The 24,743-nt window shown below is 70.3% G+C and carries 20 protein-coding genes; 13 read left to right on the top strand and 7 right to left on the bottom strand.

Annotated features, from left to right (window positions below; all coding sequences use genetic code 11):
- Positions 1-59 precede the first annotated feature (59 nt).
- The 5 genes from OEB96_RS03610 (at position 60) to OEB96_RS03590 (ending at position 4,336) form a co-directional block, all read left to right on the top strand.
- Positions 60-1,001 carry an HAD family hydrolase gene (locus OEB96_RS03610; RefSeq protein WP_266214012.1) on the top strand — a complete coding sequence of 314 codons (942 nt, stop codon included), beginning with the start codon at positions 60-62 and terminating at the stop codon, positions 999-1,001.
- A 38-nt stretch (positions 1,002-1,039) separates the two neighbouring features.
- The gene (locus tag OEB96_RS03605) at positions 1,040-2,266 is read left to right on the top strand and encodes a hypothetical protein (RefSeq protein WP_266214011.1); all 1,227 of its coding nucleotides are present in this window, start codon (positions 1,040-1,042) and stop codon (positions 2,264-2,266) included.
- A gap of 89 nt (positions 2,267-2,355) precedes the next feature.
- On the top strand, positions 2,356-3,258 hold the full coding sequence (locus OEB96_RS03600; RefSeq protein WP_266214010.1) for a hypothetical protein: 903 nt from the start codon (positions 2,356-2,358) through the stop codon (positions 3,256-3,258).
- A gap of 2 nt (positions 3,259-3,260) precedes the next feature.
- Positions 3,261-3,653 carry a hypothetical protein gene (locus OEB96_RS03595; RefSeq protein ID WP_266214009.1) on the top strand — a complete coding sequence of 131 codons (393 nt, stop codon included), beginning with the start codon at positions 3,261-3,263 and terminating at the stop codon, positions 3,651-3,653.
- Complete coding sequence (locus tag OEB96_RS03590; protein ID WP_266214008.1) at positions 3,650-4,336, top strand: hypothetical protein; 687 nt, start codon at positions 3,650-3,652, stop codon at positions 4,334-4,336. Before OEB96_RS03595 ends, OEB96_RS03590 begins: the two co-directional genes overlap by 4 nt.
- 7 nt (positions 4,337-4,343) lie before the next feature.
- Here the strand turns inward: OEB96_RS03590 and OEB96_RS03585 are convergent, their stop codons facing one another.
- From OEB96_RS03585 to OEB96_RS03575, 3 genes are all read right to left on the bottom strand, one after another.
- Positions 4,344-4,967 carry a hypothetical protein gene (locus OEB96_RS03585; protein WP_266214007.1) on the bottom strand — a complete coding sequence of 208 codons (624 nt, stop codon included), beginning with the start codon at positions 4,965-4,967 and terminating at the stop codon, positions 4,344-4,346.
- Positions 4,968-5,058: 91 nt separating this feature from the next.
- Positions 5,059-5,700, bottom strand: a complete 642-nt coding sequence (locus tag OEB96_RS03580; protein ID WP_266214006.1) for an RNA polymerase sigma factor — start codon at positions 5,698-5,700, stop codon at positions 5,059-5,061.
- Positions 5,685-6,803 carry an ADYC domain-containing protein gene (locus tag OEB96_RS03575; RefSeq protein ID WP_266214005.1) on the bottom strand — a complete coding sequence of 373 codons (1,119 nt, stop codon included), beginning with the start codon at positions 6,801-6,803 and terminating at the stop codon, positions 5,685-5,687. Before OEB96_RS03575 ends, OEB96_RS03580 begins: the two co-directional genes overlap by 16 nt.
- A gap of 250 nt (positions 6,804-7,053) precedes the next feature.
- Here OEB96_RS03575 and OEB96_RS03570 point away from each other — a divergent pair, with 250 nt between their 5' ends.
- Both OEB96_RS03570 and OEB96_RS03565 read left to right on the top strand, forming a co-directional pair.
- The gene (locus tag OEB96_RS03570) at positions 7,054-7,650 is read left to right on the top strand and encodes an RNA polymerase sigma factor (protein ID WP_266214004.1); all 597 of its coding nucleotides are present in this window, start codon (positions 7,054-7,056) and stop codon (positions 7,648-7,650) included.
- Entirely contained in the window at positions 7,650-10,574 is a 2,925-nt protein-coding gene (locus tag OEB96_RS03565) for a serine/threonine-protein kinase (RefSeq protein ID WP_266214003.1), read from the top strand. Before OEB96_RS03570 ends, OEB96_RS03565 begins: the two co-directional genes overlap by 1 nt.
- A gap of 30 nt (positions 10,575-10,604) precedes the next feature.
- Here the strand turns inward: OEB96_RS03565 and OEB96_RS03560 are convergent, their stop codons facing one another.
- Complete coding sequence (locus OEB96_RS03560; RefSeq protein WP_266214002.1) at positions 10,605-12,302, bottom strand: metallophosphoesterase family protein; 1,698 nt, start codon at positions 12,300-12,302, stop codon at positions 10,605-10,607.
- Between the two features lie 139 nt (positions 12,303-12,441).
- On the opposite strand from OEB96_RS03560, the gene OEB96_RS03555 reads away from it, so the two are divergent.
- Both OEB96_RS03555 and OEB96_RS03550 read left to right on the top strand, forming a co-directional pair.
- Positions 12,442-14,808, top strand: coding sequence for a hypothetical protein (locus OEB96_RS03555; protein WP_266214001.1), 2,367 nt, complete (start codon positions 12,442-12,444; stop codon positions 14,806-14,808).
- Between the two features lie 93 nt (positions 14,809-14,901).
- Positions 14,902-16,839 carry a M13-type metalloendopeptidase gene (locus tag OEB96_RS03550; RefSeq protein ID WP_266214000.1) on the top strand — a complete coding sequence of 646 codons (1,938 nt, stop codon included), beginning with the start codon at positions 14,902-14,904 and terminating at the stop codon, positions 16,837-16,839.
- Between the two features lie 13 nt (positions 16,840-16,852).
- Here OEB96_RS03550 and OEB96_RS03545 read toward each other — a convergent pair whose 3' ends face one another.
- On the bottom strand, positions 16,853-17,683 hold the full coding sequence (locus OEB96_RS03545; RefSeq protein ID WP_266213999.1) for a hypothetical protein: 831 nt from the start codon (positions 17,681-17,683) through the stop codon (positions 16,853-16,855).
- A gap of 214 nt (positions 17,684-17,897) precedes the next feature.
- The gene (locus OEB96_RS03540) at positions 17,898-19,832 is read right to left on the bottom strand and encodes a hypothetical protein (RefSeq protein ID WP_266213998.1); all 1,935 of its coding nucleotides are present in this window, start codon (positions 19,830-19,832) and stop codon (positions 17,898-17,900) included.
- Positions 19,833-19,902: 70 nt separating this feature from the next.
- On the opposite strand from OEB96_RS03540, the gene OEB96_RS03535 reads away from it, so the two are divergent.
- Both OEB96_RS03535 and OEB96_RS03530 read left to right on the top strand, forming a co-directional pair.
- On the top strand, positions 19,903-20,331 hold the full coding sequence (locus OEB96_RS03535; RefSeq protein WP_266213997.1) for a Kazal-type serine protease inhibitor domain-containing protein: 429 nt from the start codon (positions 19,903-19,905) through the stop codon (positions 20,329-20,331).
- A gap of 73 nt (positions 20,332-20,404) precedes the next feature.
- A complete protein-coding gene (locus tag OEB96_RS03530) occupies positions 20,405-21,880 on the top strand; it encodes a hypothetical protein (protein WP_266213996.1) in 1,476 nt (491 codons plus the stop codon).
- A 57-nt stretch (positions 21,881-21,937) separates the two neighbouring features.
- On the opposite strand, the gene OEB96_RS03525 is transcribed toward OEB96_RS03530, so the two are convergent.
- Complete coding sequence (locus OEB96_RS03525; protein ID WP_266213995.1) at positions 21,938-22,435, bottom strand: DUF4188 domain-containing protein; 498 nt, start codon at positions 22,433-22,435, stop codon at positions 21,938-21,940.
- Between the two features lie 81 nt (positions 22,436-22,516).
- Between OEB96_RS03525 and OEB96_RS03520 the strand changes: the two genes are divergently transcribed.
- Positions 22,517-23,119, top strand: coding sequence for a TetR/AcrR family transcriptional regulator (locus OEB96_RS03520; RefSeq protein ID WP_266213994.1), 603 nt, complete (start codon positions 22,517-22,519; stop codon positions 23,117-23,119).
- 199 nt (positions 23,120-23,318) lie between these two features.
- The gene (locus tag OEB96_RS03515) at positions 23,319-24,719 is read left to right on the top strand and encodes an MYXO-CTERM sorting domain-containing protein (protein WP_266213993.1); all 1,401 of its coding nucleotides are present in this window, start codon (positions 23,319-23,321) and stop codon (positions 24,717-24,719) included.
- Positions 24,720-24,743: the final 24 nt, after the last annotated feature.

Raw genomic sequence — 24,743 nt, 5'->3', positions numbered from 1 at the left:
TCTCGCGCCCGACCCGCGCTTCCTCTCCTCTCTTCTTCCGCTCGCTTCGCTCCCGCCTCGTGACCCGACCTGCCATCTCGTTGGTCTTCACCGACCTCGACAACACCCTCTACGACTGGGTGGCATGGTACTCGCGCGCGTTCTATCGAATGCTCGACGGCGCGGCGGCTCGAGCCGATGTCCCGCGGGGGCAGCTGCTGACCGAGATGCAGCAGCTCTATCGCAGCCGGCAGGGCCTCGAGCAACCCGAGGCGCTGCTGCATGCGCCCAGCATCCAGCGCTGCTTTGGCAGCGCAACCCGAGCCCGGCAAGCCCTGGCTCGCGTGTTCGCCTCGTACTACCACGCCGCGCACGGCAACGGCCTGCGAACCTACCCCGGCGTGCGCTCCACCTTGCAGCGGATGGCCGCGCTGGGCGTGATGGTGGTGGGTCACACCGAGGCCCCGGCCAATCACGCCGCGGCCCGGCTGCGCGCGCTGGGGCTCGAGCATGCCTTCGTGGCGCTGTTGGCCGCTCCGGCCGCCCCCGACGATCCCACGATCCTCGCCGACGACTCGACGGAGCTGCCGTTCCCGGTTCGCTGCCTGAACACCGACGAGCGCAAGCCCAACCCCGCGGTGGTGCTCGACCTGTGCGAGCGCCTGCGAGTGAGCCCTCGGTCGGCGCTCTACGTGGGCGACAGCCTGGCTCGCGACGTTCGCATGGCACGAGACGGTGGGTTGTGGACGGCATGGGCGCGCTACGGCACCAGCCATGATCCACGCGACTGGCAGCGGGTCGTCGACGTGAGCCCCTGGACGGCAGCCCAGCGAGCCGCCGCATGCCAGCCCATGGCCGAGGCCGAGGTGGCTCCCCACGTGGTGCTGCACGAGTCGTTCAGCGAGCTGCTGCAACACTTCGAGCTCGCGCCGGCCCACTACGAGCACGAGCGCCCCGCCGACTCGGCCGACGATGGCATGATGGAAGCCACCGCCCCGCAGGTCGAGCTGGCGGCCCAGTGAGCACGAGCTCCAGCCGCAGTGAGCCGAGGTGGGCCGCGGTGAGCGATGAGATCCACGCCGATCTTGCCGTGGCCGAGCACCGCGAAGCCGTGGACGTGCGCCTGCGGGCTGCGACGGAACGCGGCCACCGAGCGTGGGCACGGGTGCTCGTGGCGAGCGACGGCGCCGATCCTCGGCTCGTGGCCCAGCGGATCCAGGCGCTCGGCCTGCCCGTGCACGGGTGGACGGTCGGGGCCGAGCGCGAGCCCGAGGATCCATGGCAGCCCGAGCTCCATGCACGGGACTTCGAGTGGTACTTCACGCCCACTTGTGCCGCCGATCTGGCCATGCGCGTGTCCGGTCCCGACCGCAGCGTGCTGTGCATGGGAACACCCACGGTGGCGTTCGCCTTGCTCGAGCATCCCGCGCTGCGACGCGTGACCCTGGTGGATCGCAACCCGTTGGCGCTTCGGAGGCACCGCGGGGGCGAGGCGCTCGAGGCGATCGACGAGGCGATCGAGACGGCGCGGCTCGATGCGGGAGCCTACGATGCCGTCGTGCTCGATGCGCCCTGGTACCCCGATGCGCTGCAGCGCTGGCTCGGCGCGGCCGTGGCTGCCGTGCGTCCGGGAGGATGCGTGCTGTTTGCGTTGATGCGATCACTCCACCGCCCCAGCGCCCTCCGTGATCGCGCCTCGATCCTGTCGCTCGCCGGGCAGCTGGGCGAGGTCGAGGTGGAACCCGGACGGCTTTGCTACGACAGCCCGCGATTCGAGCGCGAGGCCCTGGCAGCCGCGGGCGTGCACGTGCCCGCGGCCTGGCGACGCGCCGACCTCGTGCGGATCGTGGTCCGCGATCCGAGCGCATGCATCCTCGCTGCGCCCGCGCCACCGAGCACGCCCGCCGAGCCCGCCTGGCTGCGCTTCGTGGTGGGCTCACAGGTGATCCAGCTCGATCCCCACGCGGAGGATGGTCCGGGAGATCCACTGTCGCCCGTGTCGGCCGCACCCGACTATCGCTACACCTCGATCAGCACGCGCGACCCCCGACGCTCGGAGATCGGGCTTTGGACCTCGCGAAGCCGGGTCGCCCGCGTACGTCGCCCCGGCCTGGTGGCGGCGCTGCTGCAGCGCCTCGCTCGCGAAGGCGAGCACCGGGGGCTCTGGACCGCACCCGAGCTGAGCACGCTGCCCGAAGGCCCGCGAACACGGGTCCTCGACGCGCTGGCCACGATCGTGGGTCCCCCGACCCGAACCGGAACGCGCAGCGGACCGACCCACGGCTGAACCCCGCCTCGGCACCGACGCGCAATCGCTCCAGGTCGGGTCCATTCGCGCCTTGCCCGGGCCTGCGGTTGCGTTAGCCTCGATGGCACATGAACCATGGCTTGAAGCCGGGACCCTCGGGTCCCGAACATCCCCCCCCACGGCGACGCCTCGCGCTGGGGTTGCTCCTGGCGCTGGCCGGGTGCTCCGATACCTGCAACGAATCCACCCAGCAAGGGGCCATCGGCGAGCTCGGCAACGGCGACTTCCTCTACACCTGCGGAGTCGGTGGCGACCCGGCCTGCGAGTTCTCGTCGTCGGCGTCCAATCCCGACTACTTCCCCGAGTGCATCGCCCTGCACGGAAGGTTCGACCTCGAGTACCGCCTGCTCGACGACTCGGCCCTCGAATTCGACACGATCACCCCGGTGCTCTACATCGAGTCGGTCAACCAGGACTTCTTCCGCGGCGACGACGACTTCGAGGCCGTGCGCACCGGCGAGGCGGCCTTCGTCGTCCGCGAGAGCGAGCGCGTGCTCGACATCTTCCACCTCCCGATCGTCGAGCCCGACGACATGGACGTGCTCGCTCGCGACCCGGCCACCCCCACCACCGAGCTCGAGCTGACGCTCGGCGACACCGAGCAGCTGCGGGCCTTCCCGCGCAGCAGCCGCTGCACACAGCTGGGCGGGGGCATCCCCGCCACCGTCAGCACCAGCGACGAAGCGGTGGTCAGCGTCTCGGGCGGCGACCTGGTGAGGATCCAGGCCCAGGGAGTCGGCACCGCGGTCGTGCGCATCGGGCTCGGCGAGCTCGAGAAGCAGGTCACCGTGCACGTGGGCGACGGTCCCGTCGACCCCGACACCGGCAACGGCAGCGGCTCGGGCAGCGATGGCTCGGGCAGCGGCGGCACGGGCTCGGGCTCGGACGGTGGCTCTGGTGGCACCGAGGGCTCCGGTGGGAGCAGCGGCACCGGAGGCAGCGGCACCGGCAGCACGGGAGGCACGACCTAGCCATGGCACGCACGATCACACGACTCGGCATCGTCCTCGGGCTGGGCACGCTGCTGCTGGGCAGCGCCTGCAAGCCCCACTACGACGGCGTGCAGATCCGCTTCCTGTTCGGCGACGGACAGCATGCCCACGATCGCCTCGAGGTGGTGGAGGGTCAGGCCACGATCATCGAGGTCCGGCCGATCTCCGACAATCCCTACGAAGACTACGAGAGCTTCGACCTGGTCGACCTCGAGTCCTACAACGAGCGCATCATGTTCGTGGCCCCGGCGCCCGAGCTCGATCAGTTCGTGCTCGCGGGCGCGGGGCTCGGGCAGACCGTGATCCGCGTGCTCGTCAACGGTCGCGAGGAAGACACCCTCGATGCCACGGTGGTGGAGCAGGTGACGCCATGAGCCATGCGCTGATCTCCCTGTCCACGGCCATGACCCTGATGGTGGGCGGTGCCGATCCTCGCCTCGCGGCCGCGCCGTCACGGCCCATCCTCACCATGCGGATGGCCCAGCCGGCGCCGAGCGAGGCGCCGGCTCCGGCTCCGGCCCCGGCCCCCGCTCCCACTCCGGCGGCGCCCGATCCGGCCGAGGCTCTCGCACCGACGCCAACCCCGACACCGGTCGAGCCTGCCCCGACCCCCGCGGCCGAGCCCATGCCCGCGCCCACCGTCACCCTGCAACCCGCGCCCGAGCCATCGCCGCCCCCCGCGGCCCAGCCGGCCCCACCCGCCGAGCCTCCCCCGCGCACCGGAGTGGGCTTGCTCGTCACGGGTGCCACCATGACGAGCTTGGGCGGAATCTCGCTGCTGTTCGTGGCCGTGCCAGCCTCGATCGTGCGCGACATCGCCAAGAACCGCGCCGACGATGACGATCCGCTGGCCTTTTCCTCGCGCGAGACTCGATATGCCCGGGCTCGTCGGGCCGACGACACCATGGAGGCCGCATTCTGGATCGGCGCGCCGCTCGTCATCGGCGGCTTGGGGGTGCTCATCGCCGGGATCATGACCCGCGCGCGCTACAAGGAGTGGCAGCGGGCACAGGTGCGGGTCGGGGCCGCCCCGGGAGGCCTGAGCATCCGGTTCTGACGCTCGCTCACCGAGGCAGCGCCGCGCTCACCCGCTGCAGGACCGCCCGCACCATGGCCCCATCGGCCAGCGGGCGCTCCACCGGCACCCGCGCCGGCGCGTCGGGCTCTCCCACCACCCACGGCCATGGCTGGTCCGTGCGTCGCGTGAGTACCAGCGTTGCGGCCATGGACGAGGCGGGCACCTGCGAGGCATGGAACGCCCCCGCGTCGACCTCGTAGCTCTCACCGGCCGCGACCCTGCGCGGCGCCATGGCCCGCACGCGTACCCGTCGCTCGCTGCGCCGCAGGCACGAGCGATGCCCCGGCCCGTACTCCACCGCGTAGAGCACCGCCTCGCCCTCCGCGTCGTCGTCGACCTCGTAGCCGTGACTCTCCACCGTGCCGCACAGCACGTGCGAGCGCAGGTGCCACACGTGGTCGTGGATCGGCCAGCAGGGACTCCCGTGCTCGCGCTGGTCGGGCGGCCACAGGTGCAGGCGTAGCGCACCGTGGTCGTCGTGGTGGAGCGGCACCACCACGAAGCCCGTGGGATGCCACGCCGCGGCGGGCGGGCGTCGTGCCACCGTGTCCAGCAAGGTCCGCACGTCGGTCGCGCACAAGGGCTCGCCGTGGCGCAGCGCGAGGGTCATCGCCTTCGCCGTTCCTGCCTCCAGGCTTGCCGCTCGCGCTCGGGTCATCCTGCTCCGACACGGTGGCCGAGCCCCGCGCCCGACCACCAGCCTACCCCACGTCGACCACGGCTCGCAGCGCCCGCACGTCCGCCTCGAGCCCGGCCTCGTCGGCCGCGGCCGAGCCCGCCGCCGAACCCACCGCAGCGGCTCCGTCGAGGACCTCCCTGAGCGCCTCGCGTCCCCGTCGCAGCCGGCTCTTGACCGTCCCCTGGGGCACCGCGAGCGCCTCGGCCAGCTCGCGGGTGGAGAGGTTCTCCCAGTAGTGCAGCTCGAGCACGATCTGTAGATCGAGGGGAATCCGGCGCATCGCCTCCGCCAGTCGGGTGTGCTCGGCGTTGCGAGCCACCAGCGTGCTCGGTCGGGGATCGAGGTCGGCCACCGAGCTCTGCGATGCGTCGAAGTCGAGTCGGTCGCGAAGGCGCGAGCGAAAGTGATGCAGCAGGCAGTTGCGCGCCACTCCGAACAGGAACCCCTGGAACGATGCGTCACCGCGGAAGCGATCCTTGCAGCGCATGCACTCGAGCATGGTGGCCTGGATGAGATCGTCGTAGTCGAGCGGCACCTTGGTGCGAAAGAACCGACGCAGCGCGACGAAGTGCCGGCGGAACAGCGTCGCACCGGCAGCCTCGTCTCCCGCGGCCCAAGCCCGAAGCAGCGCTTCGTCGGTCATCGAGCTCAGTCGCCGGTCCATGCCCATGTGGCTAGCACAGCCCCCGTCGCACTGAAGTAGGAAGAGTCGCAGATGGGCAGCGGGGCAATCGGGCAATCGAACGACTCGTCGAGAAGCGGCTGGTTGCTCGAGAGACGGGTCGTACCCACGCACAAGGCGGGCTCGGTGGGATCATCCGACCACACCGCCTCGAGCTCCCAGTTGCTGGTGGCGGGGGGAGCCAGCGGGTCGGGCCCTTCGTCGGTGAAGATGCTCTGGAACCAGATGGGCGTGTTGGGCTCGGTGTACGTGACGTCATCACCGCAGTACTCGGCGCGAAGGGCGTTGTTCGCCACCTCGAAGCCCGACATGCCGATCTCGGGGATGAAGTGCTTGTAGCCCCAATACTCGGCCTTGCCATACGAGCCGCTGATACAGCCGATGAACACCGTGTCATCGACAGTGAGCAGTCCTCCGTCCTCATCGATCCCGATCTCCGGGATGAAGTAGGCCTCGAAGTCCATGCCCGGCTCGTTCTCTTCGTCCGCATAGCCGCACAGCGGCTTCGGGCCAGTGCGATCGTCGGGGACCGTGTCCGAATCGAGCCAGATCTCGTAGAGTGGGGCCCCATCGCCGTCGATCGTGATGCCATTGATCGTGAGCACGGTCTGGAACGAGGTCGTGGGGCCTTCGGGAAGGTCGTAGGAGATCGTCCACTTGCTGCCGACCCAGTAGTCGTCGTAGACATCGCACTCCGTACTGGGATCGCCCGTGCGCGTCATCGTCTTGGTGAGCAGCTTGCCGGTCGCGTCGACCGACAGCGTGGGGTTGATCTCGCTGATGCCCGGCCCCACGAAACCAGCACGATCGATGCACATGGCCACCGCGATGCTCTCGATCCTCACATCGCCGTGCGCGGTGCCGTCGAGCGGAAGGTTGTTGAGCGGGAACACATCCACGGTATTGATCTGTCCCAGGAAGCTGGTGTTGCCGCCCCCGCCGGTGACCCCACCGGTGCCGCCTCCCTGACAGCCATTGAGCTGCGTGCAACGGAAGCTCCAGTCCTCGTCGTCGAAATCCGCGGGCTCTGGATCACAGCCAGGAAGCACCAAGAGCGCGGTTGCGTAGATTGCATGGACTGCCATTCGGGTAGCGGGGGTCATCGTTTCGTCTCGTTTCGATATCGGTGAGGCAAGTCGAGGCTCGTCGTCTGTCGAGCCCGTCGAGCCGCCACTGGGCAGCTCAACGGGGGAATGGCCCCTCGAGCCCGTTTCAATTCACCTCCCGCCAAACTTTTTCGTTCGGTCCCGTGCCCTACGGGTTCGGGTGGAATTTTCGGTATTATAGCGCGGGGAACGGCGTATGGACCCATCCAGCGCAAAGCACGCAAATCTGGTGGCGGCATGGAAGCACGGCGACGACGGGGCTGGTGCGGAGCTGTTTCGCCAGAGCTACGCCCCGGTCGCTCGCTTCTACCGAAGCAAGGTGGGCCCGTCGGCCCCCGACCTCGTGCAGCGCTGCTTCCTGCGATGCCTGGAGATCCGCCACCGGATCCGGGAGGACGCGAGCTTTCGCTGCTTCGTGTTCGGCGTGGCGCGCAACGTGCTGCTCGAGCACTACCGGGGGCAGCGAGCCAACGCGCGCATCGACTTCACGGAGCAGACGGTGGAGGACCTCAGCCCCACGCCCACCTCCGAGCTGGCGCACGACGAGCAATCGCAGCTGCTGCTGCAAGCCCTGCGGCGGCTGCCGGTCGACCAGCAGATCGTCATCGAGCTCTACTACTGGGAAGACCTCAATGCCCGCGAGATCGCCGAGATCTACGAGGTCCCCGAGCCCACCGTCCGCACCCGACTGCGCCGCGCAAAGCTGAGGCTCGAAGAGGAGCTCTGTGCGCTCGTCCAGGCGCCGCAGTCCGGCGCCCAGCCCTCGATCGGCCTCGAGGCGTGGGCGCGTCGCCTGCGTGCCGAGCTCGATCGAAGCCCGGAGTGATGAGCCAGCTCGACTCGACCGGCGACGACGAGCGTCCGATCTCCGAGCTGTTGCTCGGCGGTCGCCCCGAGGACGATCGCGCGGAGCAGAAGGGCGCGCAGCTCGAGTGCGAGGCGCTCCTGGCCAAGCTGTTTCCCGCGCAGGTGTCCCGACCCAAGCTCGGTCGCTACGACGTGCTCGAGCTCGTGGGCGAGGGCGGCATGGGGACCGTGTTCTCGGCCTACGACCCCCGCCTCGACCGTCGCGTGGCCGTCAAGCTCCTGCGGCGCGCCGCCGAGGCCAAGGACCAGCGCCACGCCCGATTGCTGCGCGAGGCCAAGGCGCTCGCACGCCTGTCCCACCCCAACATCGTCACCGTCCACGAGGTGTGGGAGGAGGACGGGGAGATCTACATCGCGATGGAGTTCGTGCAGGGCGAGGACCTCGCCCGCTGGCAGCGCGAGCCCAGGCCGTGGCGCGAGGTGCTGGCGGTGTACCGCCAGGCGGGCGAGGGCCTCGCAGCGGTGCACGACGCGGGCATGGTGTATCGCGACTTCAAGCCCCACAACGCGATCCGCCGCGATGGCGACGGCGTGGTGAAGCTGCTCGACTTCGGCCTGGCCCGGGTCGAGATCCACCCCACCGATCCCTCGCCCGAGGCCGCCACCTCGTCGCACCCGACAGGTGAACCGCGATCGCCGAGCAGCAACGATCGCCTCACGCGGCCGGGCACGATCGTGGGTACGCCGGCCTACATGGCGCCCGAGCAGCTGCGTGGCCTGTCGGCCGATGCTCACAGCGATCAATTCGGCTTCTGCGTCGCGCTATGGGAGGCGCTCTACGGCCAGCTCCCCTTCGCGCGCGAGCCCTCCGCGGGGTCCCCGTCGCTCGACGATCGCGAGCGCGTGGAGCCTCCCCGCGAGCCCGGCGTGCCGGGGTGGGTGCGGCGGGTGCTCGAGCGTGGCCTGGCCCGCGAGCCCGTCGAGCGCTACCCCTCGATGCACGCGCTGCTGCGCGAGCTGGCCCGCGATCCAGCGGTGCGACGGCGGCGAGCGCTGAGCGTGGCGACGGTGGGCCTGCTGACCGTGGGCGGAGGTCTCGTGATCGCCGAGCTCCGCGCGGAGGCACCCACTGCGTGCGTGGAGCTACGAGCGTTCTGGGACCCCGAGCGCCGCGAGGCGGCCCATCGCGGCGTCCTCGAGGCCGCGGGGATGGCCGCGGAGCAGACCTGGGAGGCTTTGTCCCCGCGCCTCGATCGACACGCCGACGCGCTCGCCGACGCCCGGGAGCAAACCTGTGAGGGCCACCGTCGAGGGCTCGTACCCGACGAGCACTACGCCCTTCGGGTGGCCTGCCTCGCGCGGCGCGAGGCGGGCTTCTCCGAGCTCGTCGAGCGGCTCGGTCGTGCGGACCAGGGCACGGTGCTCAACGCCAACAAGGCGATCCTCTCGCTGCCTCCGCCATCGGGCTGCGACGACGTCGAGGTGCTGTTGGCCGAGCAGCCACCGCCCGACGACCCCGCCGTTGCGGCGCGCGTGGCACTGCTGCGGCAAGAGCTGGCCCGCGTTGCCACCGAGGAGTCGCTGGGCTCGTTCGAGAGCGCGGCCCAACGAGCCGCCACGGTGCTCGAAGAGGCCGGGGCGCTGCACTACGAGCCGCTACGGGCGGAGGCGCTGGTGCGCCGGGGCAGCGCGCTCATGCAGGCCCGCAACCCCGACGCGATGGGCCCGCTCGACGAGGCGCTGTGGCTGGCGCTGACCACCGAGCAGCGCGCGGTCGCGGCCGAGGCCGCGGCCAAGCGGATCTTCGTGCGGGTCGAGCTGCAGGATCGCACCGCCGACGTGAGCGAGGCGATCGCCATCGCGCGCGCGCTGGTCGATCGCTCGGGCGCGGCCGACTGGCGGATCCGCTGGGCGCTCGACAACAACGTCGGAGTCGCGCTGTGGCGCCGCAGCGAGCAGACCGGGGCGCTCGCCGCCTTCGAGGACGCGCTGGCGTGGATCCCCGAAGCGGGCGACGAGGGCACCTTCGAGCGCGCCACGACGCTGCGCAACATGGGGTCCGTTCGGTTCCGGCAGGGCCAGGCGCGACAGGCGATCGAAGGCACGCAGCAGGCCGTCGAGTCGCTCACGGCGCTTCTGGGCTCGCAGCACCCCGAGCTGCGCGACGTCGAGGCCAACCTGGCGGTGATGCTGCGCATGGGCGGCCGCTACGCCGAGGCCGCGGCCACCCTCACCGCCGTGCTCGAGCGCTACCGGCCTCCCGAGCTGCCGCCGCTGTGGATGCTGCTCGAGCGCGCACGACTCGATCTGCTTCGCGAGGATCTGGACGGCGCGCTGGCCTGGTGCCGTCGCGCCGCGCCGCAGCTCGCCCAGCCCGGCCAGCCCGTGACGTTCTGGGATCACTGGTTCTTGGCGACGGAGGCAAGCGTGGCCGCGGCCCGCGGCGACGCCACCGGACTGCACGGGCTCGAGGTCATGGCCCAGACGGCGGGACCCGAGGCGATCGGACTGGTGCTGGGCCGCACCAAGGTACTGCTTCGGCTCGGCCGCCCCGCCGAGGCCGAGGCGCTCCTGATCCCACTGGTCGACAGTCCGCACTATGGCGAGTGGGATCGACTGCTCCTGCACCTGCTGCTGGGCGAGGCGCTCGTGGCCCAGCAACGCTGGTCGGAGGCAGAAGCACGGCTCTCGCCGCTGGTCCCCGCCGATGCACGCCAAAGCCAGCTCGAGCCGCTCGAGCGTGCGCAGGCCCTGCAGGCGCTCGCGCAGGCCGAGGCCGGCCAGGGGCGGGCGGCGTCGGCCCTGCACCACGCCGAGCAAGCCATCGAGACGCTGCGGGGCTTCGACGCCGACAGCCCCGCGATGCGTCAGGCCCGCGACACCCTGGCCCAGCTCCAGCGCTCGACCCCCGCGCCTCCGATCGAGCCCGAGCCGCTCCCGTGAGCCGTACCTCGTCGATGGGCGCGGACCGCCTCAGACGCGCCGCCGGATCGGCACCACCAGCTCGGCATGCTTGCGGCGCACGGGTCCGCTGGCCACGATCTCGTACATCTCGATCCGCACCGACTTGCTGTTGAACTCGAGCGTCGCCGCCAGGTTCGGGGTGCCGCTGAGGCGAAACTCGCGGGACACCCCCGTGCTGCCCAGGCCGCACACGGTGAACGTGTGCCAGTGCTCGCGAGGCGACTCGATGGTGGTGCCGCGATTGATCTCCACGCAGAACGGCTCGTGCATGTGGCCGTGGAGCACCAGGTCCACGCGGTGCTCCACGATCCAGCTCGCGAGCCGCTCGGCATCCAGCGGCGTGCTGTAGCTGTGCCCCCCGCCGCGCTCGGGCAGCAGCTGATGGATCACCGGCAGCAGGTGGTGGTGCACCACCACGATCCGCACGGCGCGTGGCAGATCGGGGTCGCCGGTGTCACGGGCCTGCTCCCAGCCCGCCTCGCGAGCCGCGTGGCGCAGCTGGTCCTCGCCGATGAAGCCGTGCCCCTGGAACACGCCCTGCTCCTGCTGGAGCACGCTGCTGTTGAGGCACACGATCTCCACCGGGACCGCTCCCCCGAGCAAGAAGCGACGCCCCATGCTCAGGTGGCGATTGGGCTCGAGCTCGAACAAGGTCTGGTAGAACGACGAGTAGGCCGCCCGCGCGGTGTCGGTGGCCACGTCGATCGGCCGGCCCTTGCGCCACGGCTCGGCGGAGAAGCGGATGTCATGGTTGCCGGGGCACAAGGCCACGCGCGCGGCTTGATCGGTCTTGCCCGTCTTGGCGATGAGCTCGCGGATGAACGTCCGTGCCTCGCGATACTCCTCGGGGTCGCCCTTCCAGGTGATGTCACCGGAGATCAGCACGCCCTCCACGTCGAGCAGCACCTTGTGGTCCTCGAGCACGCGCTCGATCTCCTGGTGAAGGTTGAACTGGTAGGCCGTGTCCTCGCCCTGGTAGGCAAAGCCGTGCACGTGGCGGTGCTCGCCCTTGGCGAAGTGCAGGTCCGAGAGCCACAGCAGGCGTCGACCCCGGGTGAGGAAGTAGTCGCGGGAGAAGCCTGCGTCCTCGTGCGCGCCCACGGGGCTCGTGCGGCGCCGGTTGCCCGTGCCGATGAACTCCTCCATCGAGCGCACGGTCTCGCCCGTCCGCGGGCGACGCACGAACCAGATCGTGCGGTTTTGCTCGTCGAGGAGCTCCGAGCTGCCCAGGCGCACACCGTCGAGCCGGGCGAACTCGGGCGGCTCCTCGCTGCGAAAGAACGCGGGCACCGAGACCTGCACCAGCTCGTTGAGCGGGTCGAACGACATCTCGTCGGCCTCGACCTTCGAGAGTTCGAACCATGCCTTGCAGCGACGACCCCGGTAGTAGCCCGGCGTGAACCACGGGAACGGCGAGGTGAACGGCTCGAGGTCGTCCTTCCAGTGGATCTTGATGAGGCGCGCGCGATGGACCCGGCGCTCGTGTGCGTTGAGCAGGTAGACCTCGAGCCCGTCCCCCTTGGCGCGCTCGTTGATGTGCGCGAACGCGGCCACGGGCACGTGCTCGCGCGCCTTGTGCCACCACCCCCACCACACGCGCCCCTCGCGGGCGCAGATGTCGTGGTGCCGCTCGATCGTCTCGCCCGGATCGGTGGCCAGATCGCGAAAGCGAAGGACGAGGGTTTCCGGCAGGACCGGCGGGCTCACGGCCCACAGTGTAGCAGCCGGCCCCGAGGTTCCCGATGATCCCGGTCGCAGGGCGGCAGCGCTCCTGATGGGCCGGAAAGCCAGGCGATGTCGGTGTCTTACCCGCGTGCCTCGATCCGCTCCTTCCCTCCGCTGCCCCGTGCAACCCCGCCTACGCCCAACGTGGGGGTGGACGCTCGCGCTCGCGCTCCCGCTCACCGGCTGCCCCGACGATCCCCCCGCGGGCGACGGTACCTCCACCACGGGCATCGACACCCTGCCCCCCACCACCGGCGAGCCCACGGGTGACACCGGCGAGACGACCGAGGCGGGCACCGCCGACGGGACCAGTGGCGGCCCCGAGCTCCCGTGCGAGACCGTGCTGTGCGGAGAGGCGGCCGCGTGCTGCGGCGCCGACGAGGAGTGCGCGGCGGGGACCTGCCAGCCCGCCTGCGACAGCGGAGTGAGGTGCGGAGCCGCGCAAGACGTGTGCTGCGAAGCCGGTCAGGTGTGTCTCTCGGAGACGTGCGTGACGCCCACCGGCCCCTGCCAGGACTCGTTCGACTGCGACTTCGGCGAGTTCTGCGAGCCCACCCTGAACGAGTGCCTGCCGCAGAGCGAGCCGGTGGTCTGCGAGCTCGAGCCCGAATTCGAGCAGATCGACGCCACCGAGGAGTGGGCCTTCACCGCCGACCAGGTGGTGTCGAGCCCCGTGGTGGCCGATCTCGACGGCGACGGCAGCCCCGAGGTGATCGTCAACACCACCCACATGGACGGCGGCAGCTGGCCCGAGGGCGAGGTGGTCGTGCTCTCCGGGGTGACCGGGGCCGAGCTGTGGCGGGTGGATCACAACCCGGGCGCGGGAAGCTACGGCTCGCACGGGCGCCACAGCCTGGGGGTGGGTGACGTCTCGGGCGACGGACGCCCCGACATCGTGTACGCGGGGCGGCAGGCCGCCGGCGGCTCGATCGTGCACGCGGTCGACGGGACCAACGGGACGCTCTTGTGGAGCTCCCACGATCCCGACGGCACCCCGCGCCGCCTCGACATCGTCAACGGGGCGGCCTCGCTGGCCAACCTCGACGCCGATCCCGAGGCCGAGATCGTGTTCGGGGCCGCGGTGATCGACGATGACGGGACCGTGGTGTGGAACCAGGGCGGCGATGGGGCCAACTACGGCACCAATGGCTCGTATCGTGGCGGGATCTCGGCCCTGGTCGACCTGACCGGCGATGGCACGCCCGAGATCGTCTCGGGCCGGCACGCATGGTCGGTGGACTGGCAGGACGTGGGCGGCGTGCCCAACGTGACGGTGTCGCTGCTATGGGACGCGGGGGGCAACGACGGCTACCCGGCGATCGCCGATCTCGATCAGGACGGCACGCCCGAGGTGGTGGTCGTGGCCAGCGGCTACGTGCGCGTGCTCGACGGCGAGACCGGTCTGGGGTGGTGCGGAGTCGATCCCACCGATGCCATGTGCCAGGCCGATCCCACCCTGCGCACCGCCTCCGTGGCGATTCCCGGCGGGGGCCTGGGTGGGCCGCCCACGATCTCCGATTTCGATGGCGACGGCCGCCCCGAGATCGCCGCGGCCGGAGGCAGCTCCTATTCGGTCTACGATCTGGCCCGCGCCGGCGAGGACATCGTGGTGCCAGCCGGCAACCCCATGCCCACCTCGGGCTCGATCTACGTGCGCTGGTCGCAGCCCACCCAGGACCAGAGCTCCAACGCCACCGGCTCCTCGGTGTTCGACTTCCAGGGCGACGGCGTGGCCGAGGTGGTCTACGCCGACGAGTGCTACATGAGGGTCTACTCGGGGGTCGACGGCACCGTGCTGCTCGAGCTGCCCAACTCCACCGGCACGATCCACGAGTACCCGCTGGTGGTCGACGTGGACGACGACGGCAACTCGGAGATCCTGGTGGTCGCCAACGACGGGCACTCCGCGTGCAACGGGATCCCTGGCTATACCTACACCCGGGGCGTGCGCTCGTTCGGCGATACCTTCGACCAGTGGGTACAGACCCGCCGCGTGTGGACCCAGCACACCTATCACGTGACCAACTCCACCGCGCAGGGCATCGTGCCGGCGGTCGAGACCAACAACTGGCTGCAGCCGGGCCTGAACAACTACCGGCAGAACGTGCAGGGCGAGGGGGTGTTCAACGCGCCCGATCTCACGGCCGAGCTCGCAGTGGGGCTGGCCAATTGTCTCGATCAAGAGCTGGTGCTCTTGGCGACCGTGCGCAACGTGGGCTCGCTGGGCGTGCCGGCCGGCGTCGAGGTCACGCTCTACGAGGGCACCGACGCCACGGGCAGCGTGGTGGGCACCCAGGCCACACCGGCCCCGCTGCTGCCCGGAGCGCAGGTGGTGATGCAGTGGACGGTGCCGTTCCCCCCCGGGACCGAGGCACTGTCGTACTACGTGGAGGTCGACGGCAGCGGAGGCGACGGTGCGGTGCTCGAGTGCGACGAGAGCAACAATGGGGCCAGCACGGTGTCGGCGGAGTGTCCGATGCCCGGGTGAGCACGGGCATCGTCCTTTCTACCTCCCTCGCTCATGGCCGAGCGCATCGCGTGAGCCGACCGAGCCGTCGGCAGTGGTATGGTCGACGCGCCCATGAAGCCGATCGCGAATCGATGCCGCGACGTCCTGCGGGTCTCGTGGCTGGCGTGTGCCGCCCTGGGACTTGGATGCGCGCGGCCTCCTGGTCCCGAGGCCGTCTTTGGCGAAGCGCAGCCCCACGCGCTCGAGGATCCCGCGATGCGAGATCTGCTGTCCACGGTCGACTGGAACGCCGACCCCTGCCAGAGCTTCTACGCGTTCGCCTGCGGAGGCCTGCAGCCGAGCGACCGAGGCAACAGCACCGAGGACGTGATGTACGCGCGGCTCGACGACGCGCTGTGGGACTTCATCAAGGCTCCCGCATCCGATCCGCCCCACGACCCTGCAACGACCGCGCTCCGCACCTGGCTCGAGGCCTGCCGTGACGACGATGCCCGCACCGCGGCGGGCGTGGCCGCACTCGAGCCGCTGCGGGCCTCGATCGACGCGGTGGTCGACCCTCCCAGCTTCATGGCCGCCGTGGGCACGCTCGGGGCCCACGGCGTCGGGTCGGTGCTGGGGCTCACCGACTATCCACACCCCGACGGAGCATGGGCGCCCTACGTCTATGGGCCGTTCGAGCCAGTCGCGTCGAGCGAGGTGAACGAGGCCGATCCCGCGTTTGCAGCCGCCGTCGACCGCATCGGCTCCGCCTTGCGGGTCCTCGATCCCACCGAGGACACCGCCGACCGTGCTCGCGCGGTGCTGCGCTTCGAGGCACAGCTGGTCGCAGCCGCCCACGAGGGCGACGTTGGAGTGGAGGTACGCGAGCGGGCCGAGCACCCTGCGTGGGCTCCCTACGCGGCAGGCCTGGGTCATGCGCTTCCCCAGCGCACCCGGGTCCACGATGGTGGCTACCTCGACGCCGTGCCGCGCATCGCCGCCGCTGCCTCGCCCGAGGTCCTGCGCGACTACTTGCGCTGGCGACTGCTGGTCGGGCTCGGCCTCGACCTGCCGCTCGCCATGCAATTCGATGGTCCGTTCGAGGCCGGCACGGCGACCCGCTGTGCGAGCGAGGTCGGGCGCTGGTTCGCCCCGCAGCTCTCGGCGGCCCAAGGCCCGCTCGGGCTCGGTGAGCAAGAGCGCCAGCGGGCGCACGCGATGTTCGAGCGCATCCGCGACGCCCGCTTCGCCGAGCTCGATGGCACGGGGCTCGACCCCGAGCTCGCCGTGGCCATGCGCTCGATCCTTGGTGGGCTACAGCCTCGATTCGGATGGATCGACCATCCATGGGGCGAGCTACCCACGCCTTCGCCCTCCGACCACCTGGCCAACGTGTTGTCGATGCGAGCGTTCGAGGTGCGAAGAAGTCTCGCCCCCGACTACCACGCCGGCAACGGACACGGCTGGGACGAGGATCAGCTCACGGCCGCGGCGTGGAACGACCCCTTCGATCACACCCTGAACTTCGGGCTCGGGATCTTGCAGCCCCCGCTGTTCGACGGCAGCCGTCCCGCGTGGATCGACATGGCGACGATCGGCTGGGTCATGGGGCACGAGATGTACCACTCGCTCGGTCCCTCGCACCTGGGGGCCAACCTCGAGCACCAGGGCCTGAACGCCGCGGCGGCCGCTCCCCTGGTCGAGCTCACGCAGTGCCTCGACCGCACGTACGCCGCCCATGGCGTCGCGCTGCCCTACCCGCTCGACGACGACGGCCTACACCTCGAGGAGACCATCTCCGACCTCGCAGGCCGACGCCTCGCCCTCGGGCTCTACCGCGAGTCGTTGCCCAGCCCGCCTCCGAGCGCGGCGGGGCTGTCGGCCGATGCCCTGTTCTTCATCGGCTCCGCGCGCCTGTTCTGCATGGTGCCCAATCCCGACGATCCGCGCACCTCCGTGGCCCACCATCGGATCGATGCCGCGCTGGCCACGATGCCGGAGTTCGCCGACGCCTTCGCATGCGAGCCCGAGGATCCCATGCGGATCGAGCACGACTGCGCCCCGTGGTGACGAGTCCGCGGCCTCACACGCACATGCCCGTGGCCACCTCGAGCATGGTGCCGTTGATCACGACCTCGGGCAGCATGCAGCTGCCAGAGGCGCAATCGGTCCCCTCGTTGCACTCCGAGCACACGCCGATGACCGGGATGCCCATGATCGCGGCCGGGGCACACTGGCCCGTTGCGCACTGAGCATCGCCGGAGCCCGTCAAGTCACAGCCCTCGTCGATGGCCTTGGAGCCCGGCAGCACGCAGGCGAAGTGGCCGGAGAGCCCGTCGAGATCGTACGTGGGCGAGCACAGCAGCCCGGCCGGGCAGCCAGCATCATCCACGCACTCGCTGCACGCCGAGGTGGAGAGGATGCCGGGGATCTGGAGGATCGGCGCGCAGGACAGACCCGCCTGACAGGCCAGCCCGGTCTCGCAGCCGCAGCCCAGGCTGCCGTCACAGCACAGCGCGCATGCACCCGTGACCGGGTTGCCGGGGCTGCAGCCCATGGCGCAGTCGGCATCCTCGTCGCACTCCGAGCACACCCCACCGAGCGGGCCGACCAAATAGCACGCATTGCTGGCGCACTCGCCCGGAGCGATGCACGCACCACCGCCACCGGGTGGGCACACGAAGCCGCCACCACCGGTCGACTCGCTGCCCGACGACTCGCTGCCCGAGTCCGTGGTGCCTCCCGAATCGGTGGTGCTTCCCGAGTCCGACGAGCTGCTGGAGCTGCTCGAGCCGGTCGAGTCGGTCGATGGAGCGCCCGAGCTGCTGGTGCCCGTGTCATCGAGACCCACGCTCGTGCTCGAGCTGCTGGTGGTCTGCGGCGGTCCCACGGTGGTGTCGACGCTCGTGGTCATCGGGGGCGAAGTGGTGCCCATCCCCGAGGAGTCGCTCGAGCCCATTTCGGTTTCCGCTCCCTTGCCCCCGCCGCAGCCGGCCAGGACCAGGGCCAAGACGGCAGCTGTACCGTACGCTCCGGGGAAATTCGAACGTCGCATGATGGTGTGCATGATGCGGGATCCGACGCCCGGGGTCGAGCACCGAGGGACGCACGCAGGGTCCCGAGGGCCGCTACCTCGACTTCGATCTCCTCGCCCACCAAAGCGACGGCGCGATCCACAGCAAGCCCCACCATGCGGATCCCGTGCCCTCGCCTCGCGTCCGACAGCTGCAGCCGTCCGTTGCGTCGTCTTCCGTGCCTCCTGGCAGGCCGGTCGCGTCGCCCATCCCCGTGGTGCTCGCACCGTCGTCCGTGGCCGCGCCCGTGGCCTCGCCCCCGGTGCTCGCGGCATCCGTGCCACCGTCGCCCGACTCGTCGAGGCCACCGTCGACCAGATCGATCACGAACGACTGCTCCACGAAGCCCACGTCGTTGGCCAGCCGCACGGTGAACGCGTAGCTCCCGATGGCGGGCGGCGTCCAGCTCATGGCGCCGGTGGCCGGATCGATGTCGGCGTCGCCGGGCGAGTCCGTCAGCGACCACCAGTACGGCGGGTCGCCGGTACCCTGCGGCGCGTAGGCCCACGGCACGCCCACCTCGGCCGCGAGCGCGGGCTCGGTGGTGATCGCGGGCAGCACCAGCTGCCTCGGCTCCGACACCACGATGCCCTCACCCGGCACGAACGCGTCGGCGAATTGGAACAGCACCCCGGTGCCGTCGTAGACGAACGGCCAGCTCGGATCGTAGGGGATGTGACGCGTGACGAACCCGGCGGTCGCCCTCCACGTGGCTCCGCGGTGATAGGCGTCGCCGTCCCACTGCTCCACGTCGGTGACGCGAGCGGCATCGAAGGTCACCTCCACCGCACACGGCTGCGAGAGCTCGGGCGGCACCGTGAGCAGGTTGGCTCCGTAGGCCGTGGCCTGGCGCGCATCGCCGAGATCGTCCCAGTCCACCACGTAGAAGTAGGGTGCACACAGGCGCGGCTCGTGCTCGGCCAGCAGGGCCCAGCCGAGCAGCAACGAGCCCGAGCCGATCCCACCGGATGGATAGTCGGCATCGTAGAGGTCGCGCACCGCCGTGTAGACCCCGGTCCGCGCCCGCGACAGCGCCAGCCAGCGTCCGACTTGCGGGCGATAGCCCGGGTCGTTGGTGGAGCCACCGCCCACCCAGTCGGAGAACGTGCCGTCGTTCACGTACACCCGCTCCATGAACGTGGTGGCCAGCCCACGAACGTCGGCCTCGTCGAACACCAGGCCATGGGCCGCACACAGGGCCATGAAGTCGGCGTTGATCGCCGCGTGCGAGACGTCCTCGCCGTTGCCGGCATACGGCCCGCCCCAGTAGTTCCACAGGTAGGCCCCGTCGCCGCCCACCGTGATCATCGACTGCATGCGCGAGGCCAGCGCGATCGCCTTGGCCTCGTCGTCGCCGCCGGGCGCGAGCTCGGCGAGCAGCACGTGCACCCGCCCCAGGGCATTGCTCTGGTTCAGCGGCTGATCCTGCCCCGCGTAGGCCAGGAACGTCGCATCGGGCGCGAACACGTAGTAGCCGGCGGGGTTCCACTCGAACTCGTGGAACGCCACCGACTCCTGCGCGGCCACGAGGTAGCGCTCGGCCTTCTCGCCGAGGGTCTCGCCGTCGGGCGCCACCCGCGACTCGAAGCGCGGCTCGGTCCGCAGCGCGGCCACGAATTCCAGCATGGGTTGGACGATCATCCCCGTGTGCACCGCGTAGCAGTAGGGCTCGCCGCCCGCCTGGTAGCTGGTGTTGCGCCAGCACGCGCCCGAGACCCCGCGGTAGTCGGTCGCTCCCAGGGCATCGTCGCGCTGCTGCAGCACCGCATCCGCGTGCGCGGCCAGACGCTCGAGGTACATCGGGTGCCGCGTGGCCCGGAACATCGCCGCCAGGGCGCTCATCACGTACGACTCGCCCCACGCCAGGTTCGCCGAGGTGTTGTCCTGCCCCATGTACCAGTCGCCATCGGCAACGTTGTCGTAGGCGTCCTCGAACGACCACCGCGGGGTCACGGCGAGGAGGGAGGTGAGCAGCAGGATCGGTATCACGGCGCCATGGTAGCGCGAAGCAACGCGAGCACGGCGGTGAATACCCGCGCTATCCTGGACGCGAGCGGCCATGGACACCACCGAGAGCGACAGTACCGGAACCCTGGATGACTCGGGGGGCACCTCGTCCGCCACGAGCACCGGAGACTCGAGCTCGGCCTCGACCAGTGGTGGTGCGAGCACCGACGGTTCGAGCACCAACGCATCGAGTGGCTCGGGCAGCACCACGTTCGACCCGACCGGCCAGGGAGCGACCGACGACGGCCTCATCTGCACCGCCGAGTACGATCCGGTGTGCGGCAAGGATGGTGAGACCTACGATCATCCGTGCTCGGCGTTCGAGGCCGGCGTGGAGATCCGCCACGATGGCCCGTGCTTCGGTGATTGCGAGGGAAGCTGCGTGGTCGCCCCGCAGGGGCCGAGCCTCGTGGCGCTGGTGCTGTTCGTGCTCGCGTGCACGAGGTCGCGTCGTCCTTCGAAGCGACGGAGTCCGAGGTGACCGGCGGAACGCTCGTTCTCCTGCACCCTTGCAGCAGTTGTCCGCCGCCGCCCTGCGCGGGATGATCCCCCTCATGCGTCGTCCCGTGCTGTTCCCCGTGCTCGTGCTGCTCGGCTGCGGCGGCCGCGATCCCTCGTCGCCATTCGACGACGGCACCGACTCGATGCCGACCACCGCGACCTCGACCCCCACCGCCACCACCTCGGCGGACGGCACCACGGGCTCACCCAAGCTCGACGTGATGGATGGAGGCAACACGGCCGGCGACGACGGCGGTGGTGCATGCCCGGGCGTGAACGGCGACGCAATCCTCTCCGGCACCGTCTACGCCCCCAACGGCCAGATCCCGATCGCCGGGGCCGTGGTCTACTTCACGCCCGATCCACCCGATCCCGTACCCCAGCTGGTCTACTGCCTCGACTGCATCGAGCTGACCTGCGACGACCCCTACGCCCTGACCGAGCCCGACGGCTCGTTCTCGTTCGACACCCACGCGGGCAGCGGCTACCTGGTGGTCCAGAAGGGCCAGTTTCGGCGGGTCACCCCGCTCGAGCTCTCCGAGGGCTCCACCGCCCTCGACGCGGCGCTCACCACCCTGCCCGACCACAACGATCCCGCGTCCGGCCTGTCGATCCCGCGGATTGCCGTGGCGCTCGGCGACCACGACCGACTCGAACACTCGCTGGCCAAGCTCGGGCTCGGCGACACGTCGATCGACGGCTACGAAGAGGAGCTGATCGCCGGCACCGAGCCCTTCGACGTCTGGGACAACTCGCCGCAGCAGGATCTCCCCGGCAGCCTCGGCGACTTCGCCCAGCTCGTGAGCAGCCCCGTGCTGCTCGAGCAGTACCACATCGTCTTCGTGCCCTGCTCGCTCCAGGCCGGGGAGTATCCGGCCGTGCTCGACGACCCCATCGTGCTCGACAACATCCGCAGCTGGGTGGCCGCAGGCGGCAAGTGGTACGTGGCCGACTGGTCCGGCGAGGCGATCGACAAGCCCTTTGGTCAGTACCAGACGTTCTGGAAGCGCCAGGACAGCCCCACCGTGGCCCAGTGGCAGGATCAAGACTGGCTCGATCTCGGGCACTACGATCCGCTGGGCACGGTGCTCGACCCCGAATTGCTCGCGTGGCTGCAGGCCCTGCCGCCCGCGCTCGCCGACATCAACCCGCAAAACGATCCCACCCTCGACCCGCTGCCCACCCTCGGCATGCTGCCGCAGCTGCAGACGGTGTACGCATACTCGGGCATCCGCGAGCTCGCCTCCGTGATGGTCGACGACGGCATGGGCGGCACGGTCGACGTGGGGCACAAGGTGTGGATCGAGGGCGAGGGCAGCGCGACCTGGGGCGTGCCCCCGCCCGGGCAGCAGCACCCGCTGACGATCTCGGCCGAGTACGGGTGCGGCAGGATCCTCTTCACCGCCTACCACACCGTGGAGGGCCGCAGCTACGTGGGGCTCACCCCGCAGGAGCTGGTGCTGATGTACCTGGTGATGGAGATCGGGGTGTGCCAGACGCCCTACGAGCCCCCGCCGCCGGTGGGGTGAACCGCACGCACCCGCGCTCGTGGGCAGCCGCTGAGCGCGGGCGCTCGAGCGCGGGCGTCATGCGGCGTCGACCACCGCGCTGCGTCGACCCGCCGCGATCCTACCCCTGGCGCTGCTCAGCTCTCCCTTCGCCGGCACCAGCGGCCCCACGCGACCGAGGCCGAACGCCGGCATGTGCTGGTAGAAGCACTCGTACGTCCCTGGCTCGACCACGTAGGTCTCGTGCCAGATGCCGACCGCCGCTCGCAGACCCCACTCCTTGATCCACCGCCGCCACGCGGGCACGTGGGCACGCTCGCGGGCGTGGGCGTAGCGCTGCAGGTCCTCGAGCGAGCGCCAGTACTGGAGCGTCAGCGTGGTGCGACCGACGTAGGACTCGAACGAGAGCAGGCCCGAGTCGGGATCGGCCTGCAGCTCGGCCAGCATGCGACCAAAGGCGCGGCCCACCGCCCACGCCACGGGCAGCAGCCACCACTTGTTGATGCGGGCGCCAATGAGGAACACGACGAAGCCCTCGTCGCGCTGCACGGTGAGTCGTTGGTCGTGGATCTGCATGGGGTCCTCCATGTTGACGATGCCAACATGACACGGATGTTGGCATCGTCAACATCCTGGGATACGATTTCCCTCGACCCCATGGCACCCCCCAAGAAGGCCAGCGACGGCTATCACCACGGCGATCTACGGGCGGCGCTGCTGCGCGCGGCGGTGGAGCTCATCGCCGAGCACGGGGTGGCCAAGCTGAGCTTGCGCGAGTGCGCGCGACACGCTGGTGTCTCCCATGCCGCGCCCTATCGCCACTTCGAGAGCAAGGACGCGCTGCTGGTGGCCATCGCCGAGGAAGGTTTTGCCTGGCTGCACGAAGCGGGGCGAGCCGCGATGGACGGCCTGACCGATCCGCGCAAGCGACTCGATGCCTACGGCGTCGCCTACGTTCGCTTCGCCCTCGAGCACCCGGTGCACCACCGGGTGATGTTCACGCTCCAGCCCGACGACGACTCGCTCACCGCCGGGCTCGGCCGCGAAGCCTTCGAGCTGCTGCAAGCAGCGGCGGTGGCCGTGACCGGACCGGAGGTCGACCCGCGGCATGCAGCGGTGGCCGCCTGGTCGATCCCGCATGGACTCTCGATGTTGATCCTCGACGGCCGCGTTCCCGCGGGGCTGGTCACCGACGAAGACGCGGCCGAGGATCTGGCTCGCGCGGTCCTGTCGCTGTGGCGAGGACCGCTGGGAGGCTGACGCTCCTTCGTTCTCGCGACGACCCTTCGTCGTGAACGAGAGCGATTTCCAACCCCGCGCGCATCTCGCGAGACGAGCTGCCGCCATGCGAAGGATCCCATGCGCGAAGCGTCGAGCGCTCGCCCGCACGGATCCGGTCGCGACGCATTCTCCCCCGAGCGCTCCGAGCCCTGGTGATAGGATCGACCTCGGGTTACCCATGGCACGCGGAACGCTCACCATTCGTCCTTCTTTCCTGCTCATCGTCCCCATCGGGGCTCTCGTACTGCTCGCGGCCGACACGGCCGAAGCGGCCGCCCCCACCTACTACAACAGTCTCCCGGCGTTCCAGGCCGACATCGTCAGCTCCGTCACCGACGACTACAGCAACCCTGGCTACGTCTTCATCCAGAACAACGCGGTGATGAGCGGCGTGCTCGGCGAGACCGACTACATGAGCACGGGGTTCAACAACCTCAACATCATCTCCGGCGCCGGAGGTGCCGATCCCTACTACTGCGCCGGCTGCAACGGCTCGTTCCAGCTCTCGTTCCAGACCACCAGCGTGGGCAATGCCGTGGGCGTCAACGGCGTGGGCGTGGACATCCAGACCCACAGCATGGCGGTGCCCTACTTCGCCTTCATCACGTTCGGCGACGGCACCACCGCCAACATCGCGCTGCCGGCCGCGGGCCAGTTCTGGGGAGTCGCGGCGCCCGAGCGGATCGTGAGCATCCACTTCGGCCTCACCATGGGTGGCACCACGCAAAACGGGAGCTTCGGAATCGACAACCTGATCGTGGGCGACGGCAACATCGGCGTGTGCATGGCCGACGGCGACTGCGTCGACAATGGTGACCCATGCACCGATCCGGTCTGCATCATGGGCATGTGTGGGTTCGCGCCCAACACCGCCCCGTGCGACGATGGTGAGATCTGCACCGAGAACGACGTGTGCAGCATGGGCGTGTGCGGAGGCACCACCGTCGACTGCGACGACGGCAACGTGTGCACCGACAACTTCTGTCAGCTCGGCAGCGGCTGTGCGCTGGCGCTCAACACCAACCCCTGCGACGATGGGGACCCCTGCACCGAGAACGACGTGTGTGGCATGGGCATGTGCTCGGGCAGCGCGCTCGACTGCGACGACGGCAACGTGTGCACGGCCGAGTCGTGCGACGCCGTGATGGGCTGCATCAACGAGCCGATCATGGGCTGCTGCCTCGGCGACGGGGACTGTGCGGCCGACGAGCTCTGCGATCCGGGCACCAACTCCTGCGTCCCCTTGCCCGCCGGCAGCTCGGGCGGAGACGAGAGCACCGGCGGCGCGGAGGGCACCGGAGGTGACGACACCACCGGGGGCGAGACGGGGGCCGACGGCACCGGAGGCGGCGAGTCGGGGGTCGGCGGCACCGTGGTCTCCGACACCAACAACGACGACACCGGCAACGGCGACACGATGGGGGGCGACGGCACCAGCTCGGGGGCGCTCACCGCTGGCGAGGTGCCCGAGCCGAGCGGCTGTGCCTGCACCACCGAGCCCTCGCGCCAGCGCGGGGCGTGGTGGCTGCTGATGGCCGCATTCGGCGTCGTCGTTCGCCGTCGTCGCCGGGCCGCGTGAGCCCCGAGGATCGACCCGATCGCC

It is taken from the genome of Paraliomyxa miuraensis, assembly GCF_026337845.1.
Lineage (GTDB): Bacteria > Myxococcota_A > Polyangia > Nannocystales > Nannocystaceae > Paraliomyxa > Paraliomyxa miuraensis.
Note: the sequence above shows the minus strand (reverse complement) of the source record. Positions and strands in the feature narration are given on the sequence as shown.